At 67.6% G+C, this 15,487-nt stretch carries 13 protein-coding genes; 4 read left to right on the top strand and 9 right to left on the bottom strand.

Annotation, left to right across the window (positions count from 1 at the left end; translation table 11 throughout):
* Positions 1-118: 118 nt before the first annotated feature.
* A complete protein-coding gene (locus tag HRU76_11105; GenBank protein QOJ18104.1) occupies positions 119-2,758 on the bottom strand; it encodes a sodium-translocating pyrophosphatase in 2,640 nt (879 codons plus the stop codon).
* 176 nt (positions 2,759-2,934) lie between these two features.
* Complete coding sequence (gene rpsU / locus HRU76_11100) at positions 2,935-3,138, bottom strand: 30S ribosomal protein S21 (GenBank protein ID QOJ18103.1); 204 nt, start codon at positions 3,136-3,138, stop codon at positions 2,935-2,937.
* A gap of 200 nt (positions 3,139-3,338) precedes the next feature.
* Here rpsU and HRU76_11095 point away from each other — a divergent pair, with 200 nt between their 5' ends.
* The 3 genes from HRU76_11095 to HRU76_11085 all read left to right on the top strand — a co-directional run bounded on the left by HRU76_11095 (position 3,339) and on the right by HRU76_11085 (position 5,197).
* A complete protein-coding gene (locus tag HRU76_11095) occupies positions 3,339-3,935 on the top strand; it encodes an NYN domain-containing protein (GenBank protein QOJ18102.1) in 597 nt (198 codons plus the stop codon).
* Positions 3,936-4,100: 165 nt separating this feature from the next.
* Positions 4,101-4,703: a sigma-70 family RNA polymerase sigma factor gene (locus HRU76_11090; GenBank protein QOJ18101.1), complete on the top strand. Its 603-nt coding sequence runs from the start codon at positions 4,101-4,103 to the stop codon at positions 4,701-4,703.
* Positions 4,700-5,197, top strand: a complete 498-nt coding sequence (locus tag HRU76_11085; GenBank protein ID QOJ18100.1) for a hypothetical protein — start codon at positions 4,700-4,702, stop codon at positions 5,195-5,197. The genes HRU76_11090 and HRU76_11085 overlap by 4 nt, the downstream gene beginning before the upstream one ends.
* A gap of 114 nt (positions 5,198-5,311) precedes the next feature.
* On the opposite strand, the gene HRU76_11080 is transcribed toward HRU76_11085, so the two are convergent.
* The 4 genes from HRU76_11080 to lysS all read right to left on the bottom strand — a co-directional run bounded on the left by HRU76_11080 (position 5,312) and on the right by lysS (position 10,114).
* A complete protein-coding gene (locus HRU76_11080; GenBank protein ID QOJ18099.1) occupies positions 5,312-6,247 on the bottom strand; it encodes a prepilin-type N-terminal cleavage/methylation domain-containing protein in 936 nt (311 codons plus the stop codon).
* Positions 6,248-6,350: 103 nt separating this feature from the next.
* Positions 6,351-7,190 (bottom strand): hypothetical protein, encoded by an 840-nt coding sequence (locus HRU76_11075; protein QOJ18098.1) that lies wholly within the window; start codon positions 7,188-7,190, stop codon positions 6,351-6,353.
* 23 nt (positions 7,191-7,213) lie between these two features.
* On the bottom strand, positions 7,214-8,467 hold the full coding sequence (gene ispG, locus HRU76_11070; GenBank protein ID QOJ18097.1) for a flavodoxin-dependent (E)-4-hydroxy-3-methylbut-2-enyl-diphosphate synthase: 1,254 nt from the start codon (positions 8,465-8,467) through the stop codon (positions 7,214-7,216).
* A 48-nt stretch (positions 8,468-8,515) separates the two neighbouring features.
* Complete coding sequence (gene lysS / locus HRU76_11065; protein ID QOJ18096.1) at positions 8,516-10,114, bottom strand: lysine--tRNA ligase; 1,599 nt, start codon at positions 10,112-10,114, stop codon at positions 8,516-8,518.
* Between the two features lie 204 nt (positions 10,115-10,318).
* Between lysS and HRU76_11060 the strand changes: the two genes are divergently transcribed.
* Positions 10,319-11,092, top strand: a complete 774-nt coding sequence (locus HRU76_11060) for an SDR family oxidoreductase (protein QOJ18095.1) — start codon at positions 10,319-10,321, stop codon at positions 11,090-11,092.
* Positions 11,093-11,107: 15 nt separating this feature from the next.
* On the opposite strand, the gene HRU76_11055 is transcribed toward HRU76_11060, so the two are convergent.
* The 3 genes from HRU76_11055 to HRU76_11045 all read right to left on the bottom strand — a co-directional run bounded on the left by HRU76_11055 (position 11,108) and on the right by HRU76_11045 (position 15,431).
* Complete coding sequence (locus HRU76_11055; GenBank protein QOJ18094.1) at positions 11,108-12,172, bottom strand: diguanylate cyclase; 1,065 nt, start codon at positions 12,170-12,172, stop codon at positions 11,108-11,110.
* A 209-nt stretch (positions 12,173-12,381) separates the two neighbouring features.
* A complete protein-coding gene (locus HRU76_11050; protein ID QOJ18093.1) occupies positions 12,382-13,137 on the bottom strand; it encodes an SDR family oxidoreductase in 756 nt (251 codons plus the stop codon).
* Between the two features lie 107 nt (positions 13,138-13,244).
* Entirely contained in the window at positions 13,245-15,431 is a 2,187-nt protein-coding gene (locus HRU76_11045) for a site-2 protease family protein (GenBank protein QOJ18092.1), read from the bottom strand.
* Positions 15,432-15,487: the final 56 nt, after the last annotated feature.

The raw sequence follows: 15,487 nt of genomic DNA, 5'->3' as shown, positions 1-15,487 counted from the left end.
GACTGACTCCCCTACAGAGACTTTAGCCGAAGCTCGGAACCGGGTGACAGAATTGTCGGTAGAAACCGCGAAGGTACCCCAAGTTATTCGGACGCTCCAGCCGGGGAGTTCTGCTCGCCTACAACCCAATCATCCCCGCCACCGTCGGCCCGTAGGCCACGATGAAACCCGCGAACACGACCGACACGATCGCGATCAGTTTGATCAGGATGTTCAGCGACGGCCCCGAGGTGTCCTTGAAGGGGTCGCCCACGGTGTCGCCCGTGACGGCGGCCTTGTGGGGCTGCGAGCCCTTGCCGCCGAAGTGGCCCTTTTCGATGTACTTCTTGGCATTGTCCCAGGCGCCGCCCGCGTTGGCCATGAAGATCGCCACCGCGAAGCCGCTGGTGAGCCCGCCCGCCAGCAGGCCCATCACCCCGCCCACGCCCAGAATCAGCCCCACGATCACGGGCACGATGATGGCCAGCAGGGCCGGAATGACCATTTCCCTCTGCGCCCCGGCGGTGGAGATGGCCACGCACTCAGCGTAGTCGGGATAGGTCTTGCCGCTCACGTCGATCTTCTTGGGCCACTTGGTGGCGTCGGCGATGTCCGACTCGCTCATGCCCTTCCTGCGGAAGGCGTCGCGCATGATGCCGAACTGCCGGCGGCACTCGTTCATCATGCGGTACGCGGCGCGGCCGACGGCCTGCATCGTCATGGCGCAGAACACGAAGGCCAGCAGCACGCCCATGAACAGCCCGCCCAGGACGCGCGGGTTCATCAGGGTCACGTCGTAGAAGGCCATCACCTGGGCCAGCGTGGCGCGGTCGGTGGGCACGAGCGTGAACTCCGCCTCGTGCGAGTGGTCGCCGTGCGGCATCTCCCACACCACGTTGAGCACCTTGTCCTCGTCGTTCCAGTGCGCCGCGAAGCCGCCCGGCATGACCTTGCCGACGAACTCGGCGTCGAGCTCGCGCCGCACCGATCCGCTGGCGAGCAGCAGCCCGCCGAAGCGCGCCTCGGCGGTGTTGTCCGCGGCCAGTCGAACCAGGGCGAACTCACCGTGGCCAAGATACTTGGCGGCAATCCGACGGTCGTGTTCGCCGTGGGCCTTCACCTCGCCTGACGCGGCGATGATGGCCTGGGCCTGCTCCGCGGTGGGCGTGGTGATCTTGTGCAGATTCTCCTGCACCACCGAAATGTACGCCGCCAGCAGCGCCATGGCGGTGAGCGCCGCCGAGCCGATGGCGAAGCCCTTTCCGGTCGCGGCGGTGGTGTTGCCCAGCGAATCGAGCATGTCCGTCCGCTCGCGCACGTAGGGCGGCTGGCCGGTCATCTCGGCGTTGCCGCCGGCGTTGTCGGCGATCGGGCCGTAGGCGTCGGTCGCCAGAGTGATGCCCAGCGTGCTGAGCATGCCCACGGCGGCGATGCCCACGCCGTACAGCCCCATCAGGAAGTGCTCATCGCCATTGGAGAACAGGAAGGCCAGGATGATGCCGATCACGATGGTGGCGATGGGCACCCACGTGGAGATCATGCCCACCGCGATGCCGCCGATGATGACGGTGGCCGGACCGGTCTGGGCCTGTTCGGCGATTGACTGCGTGGGTTTGTGCTCGTACGAGGTGTAGTACTCGGTGGCGAAGGCGATGACCAGCCCCGCGATCAGGCCGGTGACGATCGACCCCCAGATCCCCCAGCCGGAGATGATGGTGTCCCCGCCCGGTCCCTGCACCGTGCCGATCAGGTTCTGAAGCAGGAAGAGCGACGCCACCACGATGATGGCGGAAGCGGTCCATACGCCCATGTGCAGCGACTTGAGCAGCTGGCTGAAGGTGGCGTCCTCCCTGGTTCGCACCACGAACACGCCCACCAGCGAACAGAAGATGCCGATGCCCGCCAGCGCCATGGGGGCCACGGCCAGCTTCATGGCCAGCGCGGTGGATTCGCCCATGTTGAGCAGCCCGGCCCCGAAGGCCGCCGCCGCCCCCAGCGACATCGTCGCCAGGATCGAGCCGTAGTAACTCTCGTACAGGTCGGCGCCCATGCCGGCCACGTCGCCGACGTTGTCACCCACGTTGTCGGCGATGGTGGCGGGGTTGCGGGCGTCATCCTCGGGAATACCCGCCTCGACCTTGCCCACCAGGTCGGCGCCCACGTCGGCCGCCTTGGTGTAGATGCCGCCGCCCACGCGGGCGAAGAGCGCCTGCGTCGAGGCGCCCATGCCGTACGAGAGCATGATGGTCGTCAGCGGCACCAGTTCCATGCCCGGCTCGATCTCGGGCAGGAAGCCCTTGAGCACGGTGTTCCAGAGCAGGAACCAGACCGAAACATCCAGCAGCGCGAAGCCGACCACGACCAGGCCCATGACGGCACCGGCGCGGAAGGCCACGGTCAAGCCGTCGTTGAGCGAGTTTTTGGCGGCGAACGTCGTGCGGGCGCTGGCATTGGTGGCCATCTTCATGCCGAACCAGCCGCACAGACCCGAGAACAACCCGGCGATGGGCACGCCCAGAGCCGACCAGATCGGTTGCGCCCCGATCATGCCCAGCACCAGCAGCACCACGACGAGCACCAGAAAGACGAGCGAGACCACCTTGTACTGGCGTTTCAGATACGCCATGGCGCCGGAGCGAACGGCGGAGGCGATCTCGATCATGCCCGCGTCGCCTTCGGAGCGGGTCATGACCGTCCGGCTGAAGAAGTAGGCCGCCGCCAGAGCCACCAGCGCGCCGGCGGGTGCAAGGAACCACAGCGTCGGAATCGTCGAGAACATTCGGGCTCTCTCCTCGGGGCGGACCGGTCAAGTCATGACGGTCGGGTTGCCGGACGGCGATCCGGCGGACGCAGCCGTCGGGACGCACGTCCCACCCCGGTCCTCTTCTCGTTTGGGCTTGATATCGCCACGACAGGCGACCGGAACCGGCCGCCGACGGGCAGAGCGTAGCCGCTTCAGCGACGAACGTCCATCATCCCACCCTTGATGACGCGCAGTTCCGCCTTGCGCATGGCGCGGCGGGCACGCTCCGAGGGCTTCTCGTAGTACTGACGACGCTTGATATCCTTCGTCAGACCCTCTTTCTCACACAGTTTCTTGAAGCGCCGGAGCATCTGCTCCACGCTCTCCCCCGCGCGCGACTTGATTCGAATAGCCATGCCTTGCTCGACCTCTTTCCCGTGGGATGAAGAACCGTTGTTCGTGGACCGCAAGTAAAGCCCGCTCAACGTGAAGGGGCAAGTGGGGGCGACGGTTCTCAGTTCTCGGCATCGCCAACCGCCCAGTGCCTGATGTCATCCCCGACGACTGATGGACGACAGCGGCCCCCACCCCCGCCGTCTCCCTACACTCGCCTGCTGTGCCGCTTCTGATCGACACCTACAACGTACTGCACGTCACCGGCGTCCTTCCGCCCGATCTGGCGGGCATCGACGCCGCCGGGCTGGTCGATCTCCTCGCCCTCAGCCGGTACCGCAGGATGGAATCATGCCTCGTCTGTGACGGCGTGCCCCGCCCCGGCATGCCCGTCGGCGCGGTCGGGCACGCCCGCGTTGTCTACGCCGGGGGAGAGCGCTCGGCCGACGAGGTGATCGAAGCCATGATTGCGCGATGCACCGCGCCCCGCCGCATGACCGTGGTGTCCTCCGATCGCCAGATCGCCCGGTCGGCCAGGCGTCGACGCTGCCGCACGCTTCGCGCGGAGACATTCCTCGGCCACCTGGCCCACGACGCGGCTCGATCAGGTGGGCACTCCAAGGCGGTCCGCAAGCCCAATCCCCCACTTCCCGCCTCGCACGTGGACACCTGGGTGCGGCTGTTCGGACTGACCGAAAACGATCTTTCTCTGCCTGCCGCCGACCTGTGGTGGGTGCGCCCCCGCCCCGGCGACGCCGAGCCAGGCGACGAAATCGACCCCGACGACCTCGACATGAGGCGGATTCTGGGGGAACGGTGATCGCATCGGCGCGACGGCGCCTCTGAACCATGGAACAATACCCGCGCCGTTTTGACCTACGACCTCGTGTGACATGGGAGTTCGTCTCCCTCAACCCCACGCCGAGTTTCCCCAATACCCTTGGGGCGGCTGTCGCCCGTGCCGTCGAGCCCGCGTCCCATGCCGATGCAGACCCCTCCAAACCCGGCCGCCGATTCCAACGCGCCCGCGGCGCGGCTGATCGCGGAGTTCGCGCCCCGGCTGTACCGCTACGCGCTGGTGCGTCTGGGGCGGGTGGACCGGGCGGAGGACGCCGTGGCGGAGGTCCTCTGCCGCCTCGTGGAGAAGGGGCCGCCCCTCGACGGGCCGACGGCCCACATCCACGGCTGGTGCGTGCGGTGCATGGTCAACGTCTGCCGCGAAGAGGGGCGACGGGGGTGGCGAGGGGACGGAAGCCATCAGCCATCAGCCATCGGCCGTCAGTTTTCAGCCAACCTCCAGGAGCCAACTCCCGACGACCAGCCCTCGTACCGCTTCGCCGACCACGTTTCGCGCCTGCCTGATTCCGCCGAGGTGCGAAGCATGGTCGAGGCGCTTGGCCATCTCAGCGAACGGCAGGCGGAGGCGGTGATTCTGCGCGTGCTGATGGGGCTGCCCGTGGCGGCCTGCGCCGCGGCGATGAACTGCGCTGAAGGCACCGTGAAGGCGCTCACGCACCAGGGGCTGGCGTCGCTGCGACTGCGGCTGGCCCATCTGGCGGCGGAACGGAACGCGGGAGGGGCGTCATGAGCGGACACGACCCCATCGAGCGAATGCGCGAGGCGTTCGACTCCATCGAGCCGGGCGATGGCTCCAAGAGACGGTGGGAACAAGTGCTGTCAGCCATCAGCCGTCAGCCGTCAATGGAAGACACTGGACTTCAGGCGCCGGGCGCCGGGCACGCAGCGCCAATCGCTCAGTCCCCAGTCCCCAGTCCTCATCGCTCCGCCTCCCCGGAGCCCATGCCGTGGCGTCTGCTCATCGGTTCGAGCAGTGCGGCGGCGGCCTCGATCGCCCTGCTGGCGGTCGGCGTGTTCGACCCGCCTGCACGGTCGCCGTCGCTGGCCGCCGCGCCGGTGGAGGTGAGTCGGGTCGCGATGATGGCGGCGGCGCCGGTCATGGAGACGCCCGCGCCGGACGGCACCAAGTGGCGCCTGCACTGGCCATCGCTTGGCGTCGATCTCAAGGGTTCGCTGGACATGCTCACGTCGGCGTTTTTCGCCCCGTTCCGACCCGGGGCGTAGCGCCGAACCCCGATGCATCCTGCCGGTCTCGGACGAGCCGCAGACGTGCGGGCGCGATCGTGGAGTCGGCTGCTCGCCCTGCTGGCGGCAATGGCTCGCGACTCACTCCCGTCCTCACGGCACGTGCGTGTAGTCCGCCCGGTCGGCGACGGGAATCCATTTGCGCTGGTCGAAGAGAGCCCCCGCGCCTTCCGCGTTCACGTGCCCATCGGCGAACACCACCGCGATCTGACTGGTGTAGCGGCCCGCGGGCACCGGGGCGCCGGGACCGCCCTGCACCACGGTGATGGCGGCGCCGCTGGCCGTCCACTGCGGCGTCTGGGCCACGGTGGGCGGAACGACGAAGTGTGACCCCGCCGCGTTGTCCTCCATGCCGTCGAATGACAGACCGCCGTTCTTCACCGTCGAGGACGCGAAAACCACCTGCTGTTCCGCCACGCGAATGGCGTTGAACGTCCAGGCGATGGTGTTCGACAGCTCGAAACGCACCGTCGGGCGGCCGTCGGCTTCGACGCGCTCATACCACCCGCCCAGATACAGCGCGTTGTACCCGAAGGCGGGCTCGTAGGCGATGCTGGTGAGCTGCGAGCGCGGATCATCCGTCAGCGTATGGCGAGGCGAAAGCACCATGACGTGCTGGTTGCTCAGGTAGGGCAGCAGCCGCCACGGATACGGGGCGGCGTCGGACCGTGGAACCTCCGATCCGTCGTAGGCGATCTTGTACGACACGCGCCATGCCTCCTGCACCTGCGGCTCGAGGTAGCCGGGCAGCAGGCGGTTCTTGGCGTAGTCGATGTAATTGGCCCATGCCGCGCCCACCTGGCGGATGCTGGAGAGTTCATCCGCCTTTCGCGCGCTGCTCCGCGCCCCCAGCAGCGCGGGCAGCAGGATCGCCATCAGCACCGCCACCACGCCGATGACGACGATCATTTCCACCAGCGTGAAGCCACGGACGGAACCGGATTGGACGCGACGGTCGGACATGGGGATGCGCTGCGTATCGAGAAGGGCGTGAGTTCCGAGTTCCGGGCAGGGTGATCGATGCTTCAAGGTCAACCGCTCGTACAAGTCCTGTGCGTCGTCGCGGTGGGCCTCGCGGACTCGACCCACCCTCCTCCGCGTTCTGATCGCATTCCGTGCCGAAGCCCCTCCTTCATTCGCTCGCCGACGCCGACTGTTTCGTCCCCGGCGGCGGGATCGGCTCGCCCACGGTGAAGGGCACATCGCCACGCAGCCGCTGGATGATGTCCGCCACGATGCGCACGTCGCTGGCGACCGCCACATGGGCGGCCACCAGGGGTTCGTTCGGCAGCCACCACGGGTTCATGCCGGGCGGGGCGGTGTTCTCCACGCCCACGATGGTGTCGCCAAGCCGGGCGTAGGCGACGATTTCAAAGTCCATCGACGTGGGGTCCGCGTTGAGCGATTCGAGGAATGCGCTGCCCTCCCGCATATCGATCTGCTTGCGGTCGAGCGTCGGCAGCCCGGCCAGTTTCGCCCCCCGATGGGGGGCGCCCATCGTGAACAGCCGGGCGATCTTCAATCGCTTGCCGCCATCGGGCAGATCCCGCGCCGCGTGACGCGCCACGATGCCGCCCATCGAGATGCCGATGACATCCACCTCGGTGGTGAAGTCGGGATCGCGGCTGGGAAACGCCGCCTCCACCTGGCGGATGACCTTCTCCCGGCAGGCGTCGAAGTCCTTCTCGGTGAAGAACGCGATGGAAATGACCTGATTGGGATCGGTGACTGTGCGCCGCAGACGCGCCGCCAGCGACGTGCCGCCGAACCCCGGGTCGAGATACCCCGCCAGCACCACGATGGGCCGCTTGGTCGCCACGGGTCGTCGGCGCAGCTCCAGGATGTGCTCCGTGGCCTGGGAAGCGTCCAGCGCGAAGCCGGGGTTGGACTGCATCTCCATGCCGCATCCGGTCAGAAGACCCGGCACGAGCCAACTCACCAGGATGCCCGCTCGCCAGCCGCGCATGCGCATGAAGGACGCTCCGATGCCATTCGCTATCGTCCGCCGATGGTTACCGACTCCACCAGGCCGGCGCGGATCTTCTCCGCGCCGCTGCCCAGTTCTCCGATCGGATCAGGCGGCACGATCTCCACCTTCTTCTCCCCCAGGCGCGCCTCGCCCCGCTTCACGCGATCCTGGAACACGCGGCATTCGTGCAGCAGGCGATCGAGGATTTCCTCCTCCGGCACGTTGGCCACGCGCTCGCCCTGCACGTAGATGATGCCCCGCCGGTCACCCGCGAACACCGCGACATCCGCCCCCTCCGCCTCGCCCGGACCGTTGACCACGCAGCCCATCACCGCCACCTTGATCGGCAGCTCGATCTCCGTCACGAGTTTCTTGCGCACCTCCTGCACCAGCGTGAAGAGATCAACCTGAATGCGTCCGCAGGTCGGGCAGGCGATCAGTTCCACGCCCTTGCGAGGCCTCAGTCCCAGGCAGTAGAGAATCTCCAGTCCATCCTCCACCTCGTAGATCGGGTCGCTGGCGTAGGAGATGCGCAGCGTGTCACCGATGCCGTTGGCCAGCAGCGTGCCCAGCGCAATCACACTGCGGATCGTGCCGGTCTCCTTCGGCCCCGCGTGCGTCACGCCCAGGTGCAGCGGATAATCGAATCGCCTGGAGATTTCCGTGTAGATGTCGATGGCGAGCGAGGCGTCCATCGACTTGGCGCTGATCACCACGTCGTGGAAATCGCGGGCGTCGAAGATGTCCAGGTATTCCTCCAGCTTGGCGATCATCAGGGCCAGCAGGTGCCCGCTCCGGTGGCCGGCGAAGTACTTGCCCAGCTCCACGGCCCGCTTCTGCTTGTCCTTGCGCTCGATGATCGAGCCCTCATTCACGCCCACGCGGATGGGGATGCCCGCCTGCTTGCACGCATCGATGACCGCGTTCACCTGTTCGCGGTCGCTGATGTTGCCGGGGTTCAGCCGGATCTTGTGGATGCCCGCCTCCACCGCCTCGAGCGCCCGCTTGTAGTGAAAATGAACGTCCGCCACGATGGGAACCCGCGTTTGCCTGAGAATCTCAGGCAAGGCCTCGGTGTCCTTCCGCTCCGGCACGGCCACGCGCACCACGTCCGCTCCCGCGGCCGCCAGACGGTTGATCTCAGCCACGCACGAGTCGATGGCGTGCGTGTAGCCGGTGGTCATGGTCTGCACGGAGACGGGCGCATCACCGCCGATGCGGACGATGCCGGTGCGCTCGTTGCCGATGGAAACCTGACGGGTCTTCCTGCGTGGATTCATGGCGGGGGATTGTAGGGATGGCCGACCGCCGCGAGGCGACGGCCCCCCTCACCCCTCCGGGCGCAACAGCGGGAACAGAATCACGTCGCGGATGCTGGTGCAGTTGGTCATCAACATGATGACGCGGTCGATGCCCAGTCCCATGCCACCGGCGGGCGGCATGCCGACCTTGAGGGCGTGGATGAAGTCGTGGTCGAGCGTGCGGAAGGTCCGGGCTTCCTCATCCGCCCCCGCCAGCTGTTCGGTGAACTTCTGCAACTGGATATCCGGGTCGTTGAGCTCGGTGTACGAGTTGGCGATCTCCGCGCCGGCGACGAACAGCTCCCAGCGATACGCCAGTTCCGGATTGTCCATGTGAGGGCGCGTGAGCGGCGAGATGGCCGCGGGGAAGTCGGTGACGAAGGTGGGCCTGGCGGGGTCGATCGTCGGCTCGGCGAAGCGGTCGAACAGCTCGCTCACGAGCAGCCAGTGGTCGAGTTTGTCCACGTTCTCAACGCGGGCTTCGCGGGCCCGCCGCTTCACCTGCTCGCGATCGAACATCGAGAAGCCGAGGGCGGACTCGAAGATCTCGCCATACGCGCGGCGGACGAATGGGCGTGACCAGTCCACGGTGACCTCGCCGAAGGGGAGCGTCGGTCGATCGGCGGATGCCGCGCCGCCGCCCGGCTCCGCCGCCACGGTGTGGGCCAGTTCATGACAGAGCGACTCCGTCAGCTCCAACATCGTCCAGCAGTCGCCGAACGCCTCGTACACCTCCATCATGGTGAACTCGGGGTTGTGCGTGCGGTCGATGCCTTCGTTGCGGAAGTTGCGGTTGATCTCGTAGACGCGCGGCAGGCCGCCCACGAGGAGCCGCTTGAGATACAGCTCCGGCGCGACGCGCAGGAACAGGTCGATGTCCAGCGCGTTGTGGTGGGTGATGAACGGCCTCGCCGCCGCCCCGCCCGCGATGGGCTGCATCATCGGCGTTTCGACTTCGAGGAAGCCGCGCTGCTCCATGAAGCGGCGCACCTGCGACACCAGCCGCGACCGCCGCTGGAAGACCCGCATGGTCTCGGGCGTGGCGTACATGTCCACGTAGCGCTGACGGTAGCGCAGTTCAGGGTCCGCCAGCCCGTGGAACTTCTCGGGCGGCGGAGCGAGCGACTTGCAGTGGACCTCGAACCGGTCCGCCCACACGCAGATTTCGCCCTTCTGGGTGGCGCCGATCGGACCGCCCGCGACCACGATGTCGCCGTAGTCGAGTTTCTCCGCCACCTTGAAGGATGTAGCGTCCACCGCCGCCCTGGAGATGCTGATCTGCAGGTCGCCAGTGTGGTCGCGCAGCACGATGAATACCAGCTTGCCCATGGCGCGGTGCTGGATGCAGCGGCCCGCGACCAGCGCGCGAGGACGACGATCGATGACGGTCGATTCCGGCTGACCCTTGGCCGCCTGCTGCGAGACGACGTGTTCATCGTGCGCTTGCTGATCGAAGAGCGCACGGGCCTGGGCGAGCGGCATCAGCCCTTCCACGCGCGAGCCATAGGGGTTGAGCCCGAACTCCTCGCGCCAGCGACGAAGTTTGTCACGCCGCGCGTGCTCCAGGACGCTGGCGTCCGTGGCGGGCGCGGACGATTCAGAGGGCTGACCGGCAGGCGTGCTCATGCGATGCTCACGGGGCGAACAAACGGACGGCTACGATGGTAGCCCCGTGCGCGGCGGATGTCGGACGCGGCGAGCACCGACGAAATGAGCCGTGACCGCGCGTAGAGGGAGCCGCGACCGTGAGGGAGCGGATGGGTGTCCGGCACACCGCTCGCTCGCTGACGGTCGCGGCACGCTTGACACACGGCCACAGGAGTTCAACGCATGTCCGATTCAACCTCGTTGCGGGATCAGGTCGCCATCGTCACCGGCGCCAGCAGCGGCATCGGTGAGGCCACAGCCCTGGCGCTGGCGGATCGCGGGGTGAAGGTCGTTCTCTGCGCCCGGCGCGAGGGACGGCTGAAAGCCCTGCGCGAGCGCATCGAGGCCGCTGGCGGGACCGCGATGGACTTCTACTGCGATGTGCGCAACCGGGGCCGCGTGCAGGCGGTGGTAGACGCCGCCATGATGGCGTGGGGCCGGGTGGACATCCTCATCAACAACGCGGGGGTGATGCCGGTGTCGCCCATCGCCGCGCGCCGGTTCGACGACTGGGACCGGATGATCGACATCAACGTCAAGGGTGCGCTGTACGCCATCGGGTCCGTGCTGCCGGTGATGCAGCGTCAGCATCGCGGACACATCGTCAACGTGAGCTCCGTGGCGGGGCGCCACGTCTTTCCCGGCAACGCGGTCTACTGCGCCACCAAGCACGCGCTGCACGTCATCTCCGAGGGGTTGCGGGCGGAACTCGCGCAAGCGACGCCGCCCGAGCACGGCATCCGCGTGACCATCATCGCCCCGGGCGTGGTGCTCACGGAGCTGCCGGAGTCGACCACGGATGAGACGCTGCGCGACACGATCCGCTCGTGGTATACCGGCATGCCCGGCGCGCTGACGAGCGAGGACATCGCGCGGGCGATCCTCTTCGCCCTGGAGGCGCCGAGCCACGTGAACATCAACGAAATCCTGGTCAGACCGGCGGCGCAGCAGCGGTAGCGTCGTGAGCGGCGGTCAGCCCGTTGCATCGCCCCGCGGCCCGTTCTCCACCGCCAGCAGCCCGTTCTCGCCGCGCGCCATCACGCGCACGCCCTGCCGCTTGGCGTGGTACATGGCCTCATCGGCCTGCGCCACCAGCTGGGCGGCGTGGGAAGGCCGGCTGATGAGCGTGTGCGCCACGCCGATCGACAACCCCACGCGTCCGAACGACGTCGGATAGCCCGCCGCCGCCTGCTCGAAGGCGTCCGCGATGCGGCGTGCGATGCCCAGCGTCTCCTCGACGCCGATGTGGGGCATGACCACGCAGAACTCATCCCCGCCGTAGCGGGCCACCACGTCGGTCTGCCGGGTGTTGTCGCGCAGTACGCGACCGAGCAGGCGCAGCAGGGCGTCGCCGGCCTGGTGCCCCAGCTCGTCGTTCAAGTGTTTGAAGCGATCCACGTCGATCATCAGGAAGGCCATGGCCTCGCCCTTGCGCTCGCCGCGCAGCCAGCACTGGTCGATGGCCATGTTGAGCTGGCGCCGGTTGTGGACGCCGGTGAGTTCATCGGTGACCGCCGCCGCCTCCAGGTTGGAGATCATGTTCTGAAGCTGCGTCACCTCGTCGGCCAGTTGGGCCACGGACTGGCTGAGCCGCTTCTGCATGCGCTCGCGCTCCGCCACCACTTCGTGCAGAGCCAGGCAGCGAGCCAGCACCGCGGGCAGGCGCTGCGGCAGCCGGTCGTGCCGGGACAGGCAGTCGATCGCCCCCGCGAGCGTCGCCTCCATCGCCAGCGATGCGTTGACTTCCTCGCACAGCAGCACCACGGGCAGCCCCGGCTGGGCGCCGCGGATGTACGCCAGCGCATCGATGCCCGTGCCATCCTTCAGCGACATGTCGCACAGCGCCATCACGTGGCCGCCGAGATTCTCCGTCGCCAGTTCAGCCAGTGACCTGACCACGCGGCATCGCCATGATGCGCCGGCCGCTCTCTCCCCGTTGGCGGCTGACGCGCCGCCGCCTTCCAGGGCAAGCCGCATGCGCTCCGCACGTCGCGCATCCGAATCAACGATCAACAGCGAGTTCCGTTCGCGTTCCATGCCTTGTCTCACCCCGTCGTGCCTCCGGCACGTTGACCCCTGAGGGCGAACAAGGCCCATGTGCCGGCCCGCAAACGGTGCGAGCGCGGCCATGGCAAGGGTTCAATCCAGAAGACGCATCGCAAACGTTCCGCCGGGCTTGGCAGGAACATCGATCGGACTGACCCGCACGATCCGCCCTCTTTACCCAGATCGCACGAACGGCAACGCTACACCACGCGCCTGGGCCTGCCCTTCACCAGCATGGTGACGCGCCCCTCGGATCGGGGCCGGTCGCCCAGCACGCAGGCCACGATCTCAACGGCCACGTCGTCGGGTTCGAGGGCGATCGAGGGAGGCGCCTCCTTCCTGGAGAACACGCGACGCAGCAGCGGCGTCTCCACCGCCCCCGGCGCGATCGAGAACGCCCGCACGCCCGTCGCACCGCGTTCGTTCATGATCGAGCGCGTGAAACTCTCCAGCGCGGCCTTGCTGCCGCCGTACACCATCAGGCCGGGAAACGGGTCGATGGTGGACATCGAGGAGACGTTGACCACGCAGGGCGACGGGGCGCCTCGAAGCGGCCGCTGGCGCTTCCACGCCTTCCACGCGCCGGCGATCAGCATGGCCGGGGCGAAGGTGTTGAGCGCGAAGGTGCGGTCCAGCAGATCGGGCGTGGTGGCGTCGATCGGCACGCGCTCGCCCATGCCCGCGTTGTTGATCAGCGCGTCGAGCCGCTTGAATTGCGAGAGCGTGGCGTCGATGACGCCCTCCGCCGCTCCCACGTCGGACAGATCAACCGGGATCAACATGAAGTCAAGATCGCCGGGGGCGCTTGATGCCGCGAGCCGGATCGTCTCCTGAAGCGCCTCCTCGCGCCGTCCGACCAGCGCCAGCCGCCAGCCGTGCGAGGCGAGCCGGATCGCCGTGGCCCGACCAATGCCTGAGCCGGCCCCGGTAATCAGCGCCACGGGCGCGATGGTCATGCCAGTCCCCCTCTCGTGGGGCGCCGCGGGGTCTCCGTCGCGGCGACGTACATCACAGCCGCATCGTCCGTGTGATTCTCCGAGACAACGTGACTCATGGCTTCACTTCATCCGAACACCAGCCGCGCCACGTCGTTGTACAGCGTCACCACCAGCAGCGTGCCGATGATCATCAACCCCACGATGGTCGCCGCGTTCTGGAACGCGATCGAGGGCGGCCGCCCCTTCAGTTTCTCGTACACGAGGAACAGGAACAACCCACCGTCCACGATGGGCAGGGGCAGGAAGTTGATGACCGCCAGGTTGACGCTGATCATGGCCAGGAAAAACACCAGGTACATCAGTCCGCGATCCGCCACCGTGGCGCCGAGATGAACGATTCCCACCGGCCCGCGCAGCTGATCGACGCCCACGGTGCCCCGGAAAAGTCGATCGATCGTGACGTAGGTATGCAGCATGAACATGTGGGTGCGGTGAAAGCCCATCTTGACCGCGGTGATCGGGTTGCCGTCGGCGTGAAGCGTCTCCTCGATGGGCTCGAACGCGCCCTCGCCCAGCACGGGTCGCCAGCCCAGCGCATGAAGGCGGCGGGCGTGCTCGGCCGTCACTTCCACCGTCACCGTCCGTCGGGGTTCGCCCGCCAGCAGCAGGTCGAAGGACAGTTCCACGCGCGTCGCCTCGCCTGTGGAAAGAGACCCGCGCGTCGCATCGAGTAATGCGGCGCGGAAGTCGCTCCAGTCGGCGATGGCCCGCCCGTTGACCGACGCCAACTGCGATCCGCCGTAAATCTCCAGTCCGGCCACGGGACTGTCGATCTCCTGGATGATTTCGCCGGGCCTGGCGGGCAGGGCGAAGCGCTCGATCGGCTCGGCGACGCGGGGCACGTCCAGCGCCTCGGTCATGGCGATGCCGATCTTGCCCTCGCGCGAGACGGTGAGCGTGAGGGGCGTCATCTCGCCGTCGCGCAGCACCAGCGCGTCGAGCGTGCCGACGCCCCTGGCCTTCTCCGCCGCGGCCATGATGTGCCTCATGCGAGGTCCGGTCATGCCGCCCAGCCGCAGGATCACATCGCCGGTGCGGAGCACTTCGCGGTTCGGACTCGTGGGCGTGACTTCCTGCACCTGAACGAGCGGCGTCAGCCCGAGCAGACCATACTCGCCCACGATGCGCGCGTTGCCGAGTTTCCAGGCGAACTCGTCGAAGCGCGGCTCAAGCGGAAGCCGCACCTCGATTGGCTGGCCGACCGGCTCGCCCCGCTCGTCCACGCGAACCCATCGCGTGGGAAGTCGGTCGTCGGCGTGCGACCGGGCCAGCTCCACCAGGGCGTTGAACGTGGTGACTTTCCTGCCGTCCGCCTCGACCAGCATCATGCCGGGCTCAAGCCCCTGGTCGGCCAGACCGGTTTCCCGGAGCGCTCTGGCGAGTACGCCGTTCTCGTCCTTCACCCACAATTGCGTGGACGACGCCGGTCCCACGCCGAAGGCGAGCAGTCCCTCGCCCCCCTGCTTCTTCGGAATGATCTCGAAGTGCAGCGAGCGGGGCTGGCCTTCGATCTCGCGCGAGACGATGACTTCAAGGGGTCGGTCGCCGCGCGACATCGCCGCCGCCACCGCCACGTCCATGAAGGTCTGCACGGGTTCGCCGTCGATGCGCACCACGCGATCGCCGGGCTTCAGTCCCGGCTCGGTGATCCCGTGGTCCACCGCGTTGAGGGCCATGGCCTGCGCCGCGGGCATGTCGGGCGAGACATACCCCACCACCGGGGCGGGCATGCGCACGCCCGCCATGAACGCCACCACGAACAGCAGCACCGCGAGGATGAGATTCATCACCACGCCCGCCGACACCACCACCATGCGCTTGCCGATGGGCGTGTTCTGATAGCTTCCCCGCAGGGTGCTTGTCGCGTCGGGGTTGGCGTCCTCCTGCCCCAGCATCTTGACGAAGCCGCCGATGGGCAGCACGCGCAGCGAGTATTCAGTGGAGCCGAGACCCAGATCGTCCATGGCGCGGTAGACCTGCTCGCGCCGCGCATCCTCGTCGCCCATGTTGACGGCTTCATTCCGCGCCGTCAGCCAGCCGCGCACCAGGCGATCCACGTCCCGCGCCGTGGAGCCGAGCCGGAATCCCACGCCCTTGCGGTACGCCAGCGCCACCGGACCCATGCCGACGGCGAAGGCCTCGGTACGGATGCCCGCCCACCGGGCCGCCAGAAAGTGGCCCAGTTCGTGGACGAAGATCAGGATGCCGAAGCCGAGGATGATGAGCCCGAGGTTGATGACGGTGCTGAGCATGCGGATGATTATTCACCGCGGAGCCGGGCCGGGTGCGTTCTTCTCCGAGATCGGCG

This window comes from Phycisphaeraceae bacterium, from assembly GCA_015709595.1.
GTDB lineage: Bacteria > Planctomycetota > Phycisphaerae > Phycisphaerales > SM1A02 > CAADGA01.
This window is presented reverse-complemented; position numbering and strand designations above follow the sequence as displayed.

Coding starts and splice junctions, on each gene's coding strand:
- HRU76_11105 (QOJ18104.1), bottom strand. CDS start 2,758: ATGTTCTCGACGATTCCGACGCTGTGGTTCCTTGCACCCGCCGGCGCG.
- rpsU (QOJ18103.1), bottom strand. CDS start 3,138: ATGGCTATTCGAATCAAGTCGCGCGCGGGGGAGAGCGTGGAGCAGATG.
- HRU76_11090 (QOJ18101.1), top strand. CDS start 4,101: ATGCAGACCCCTCCAAACCCGGCCGCCGATTCCAACGCGCCCGCGGCG.
- HRU76_11085 (QOJ18100.1), top strand. CDS start 4,700: ATGAGCGGACACGACCCCATCGAGCGAATGCGCGAGGCGTTCGACTCC.
- HRU76_11075 (QOJ18098.1), bottom strand. CDS start 7,190: ATGCGCATGCGCGGCTGGCGAGCGGGCATCCTGGTGAGTTGGCTCGTG.
- ispG (QOJ18097.1), bottom strand. CDS start 8,467: ATGAATCCACGCAGGAAGACCCGTCAGGTTTCCATCGGCAACGAGCGC.
- lysS (QOJ18096.1), bottom strand. CDS start 10,114: ATGAGCACGCCTGCCGGTCAGCCCTCTGAATCGTCCGCGCCCGCCACG.
- HRU76_11060 (QOJ18095.1), top strand. CDS start 10,319: ATGTCCGATTCAACCTCGTTGCGGGATCAGGTCGCCATCGTCACCGGC.
- HRU76_11055 (QOJ18094.1), bottom strand. CDS start 12,172: ATGGAACGCGAACGGAACTCGCTGTTGATCGTTGATTCGGATGCGCGA.
- HRU76_11050 (QOJ18093.1), bottom strand. CDS start 13,137: ATGACCATCGCGCCCGTGGCGCTGATTACCGGGGCCGGCTCAGGCATT.
- HRU76_11045 (QOJ18092.1), bottom strand. CDS start 15,431: ATGCTCAGCACCGTCATCAACCTCGGGCTCATCATCCTCGGCTTCGGC.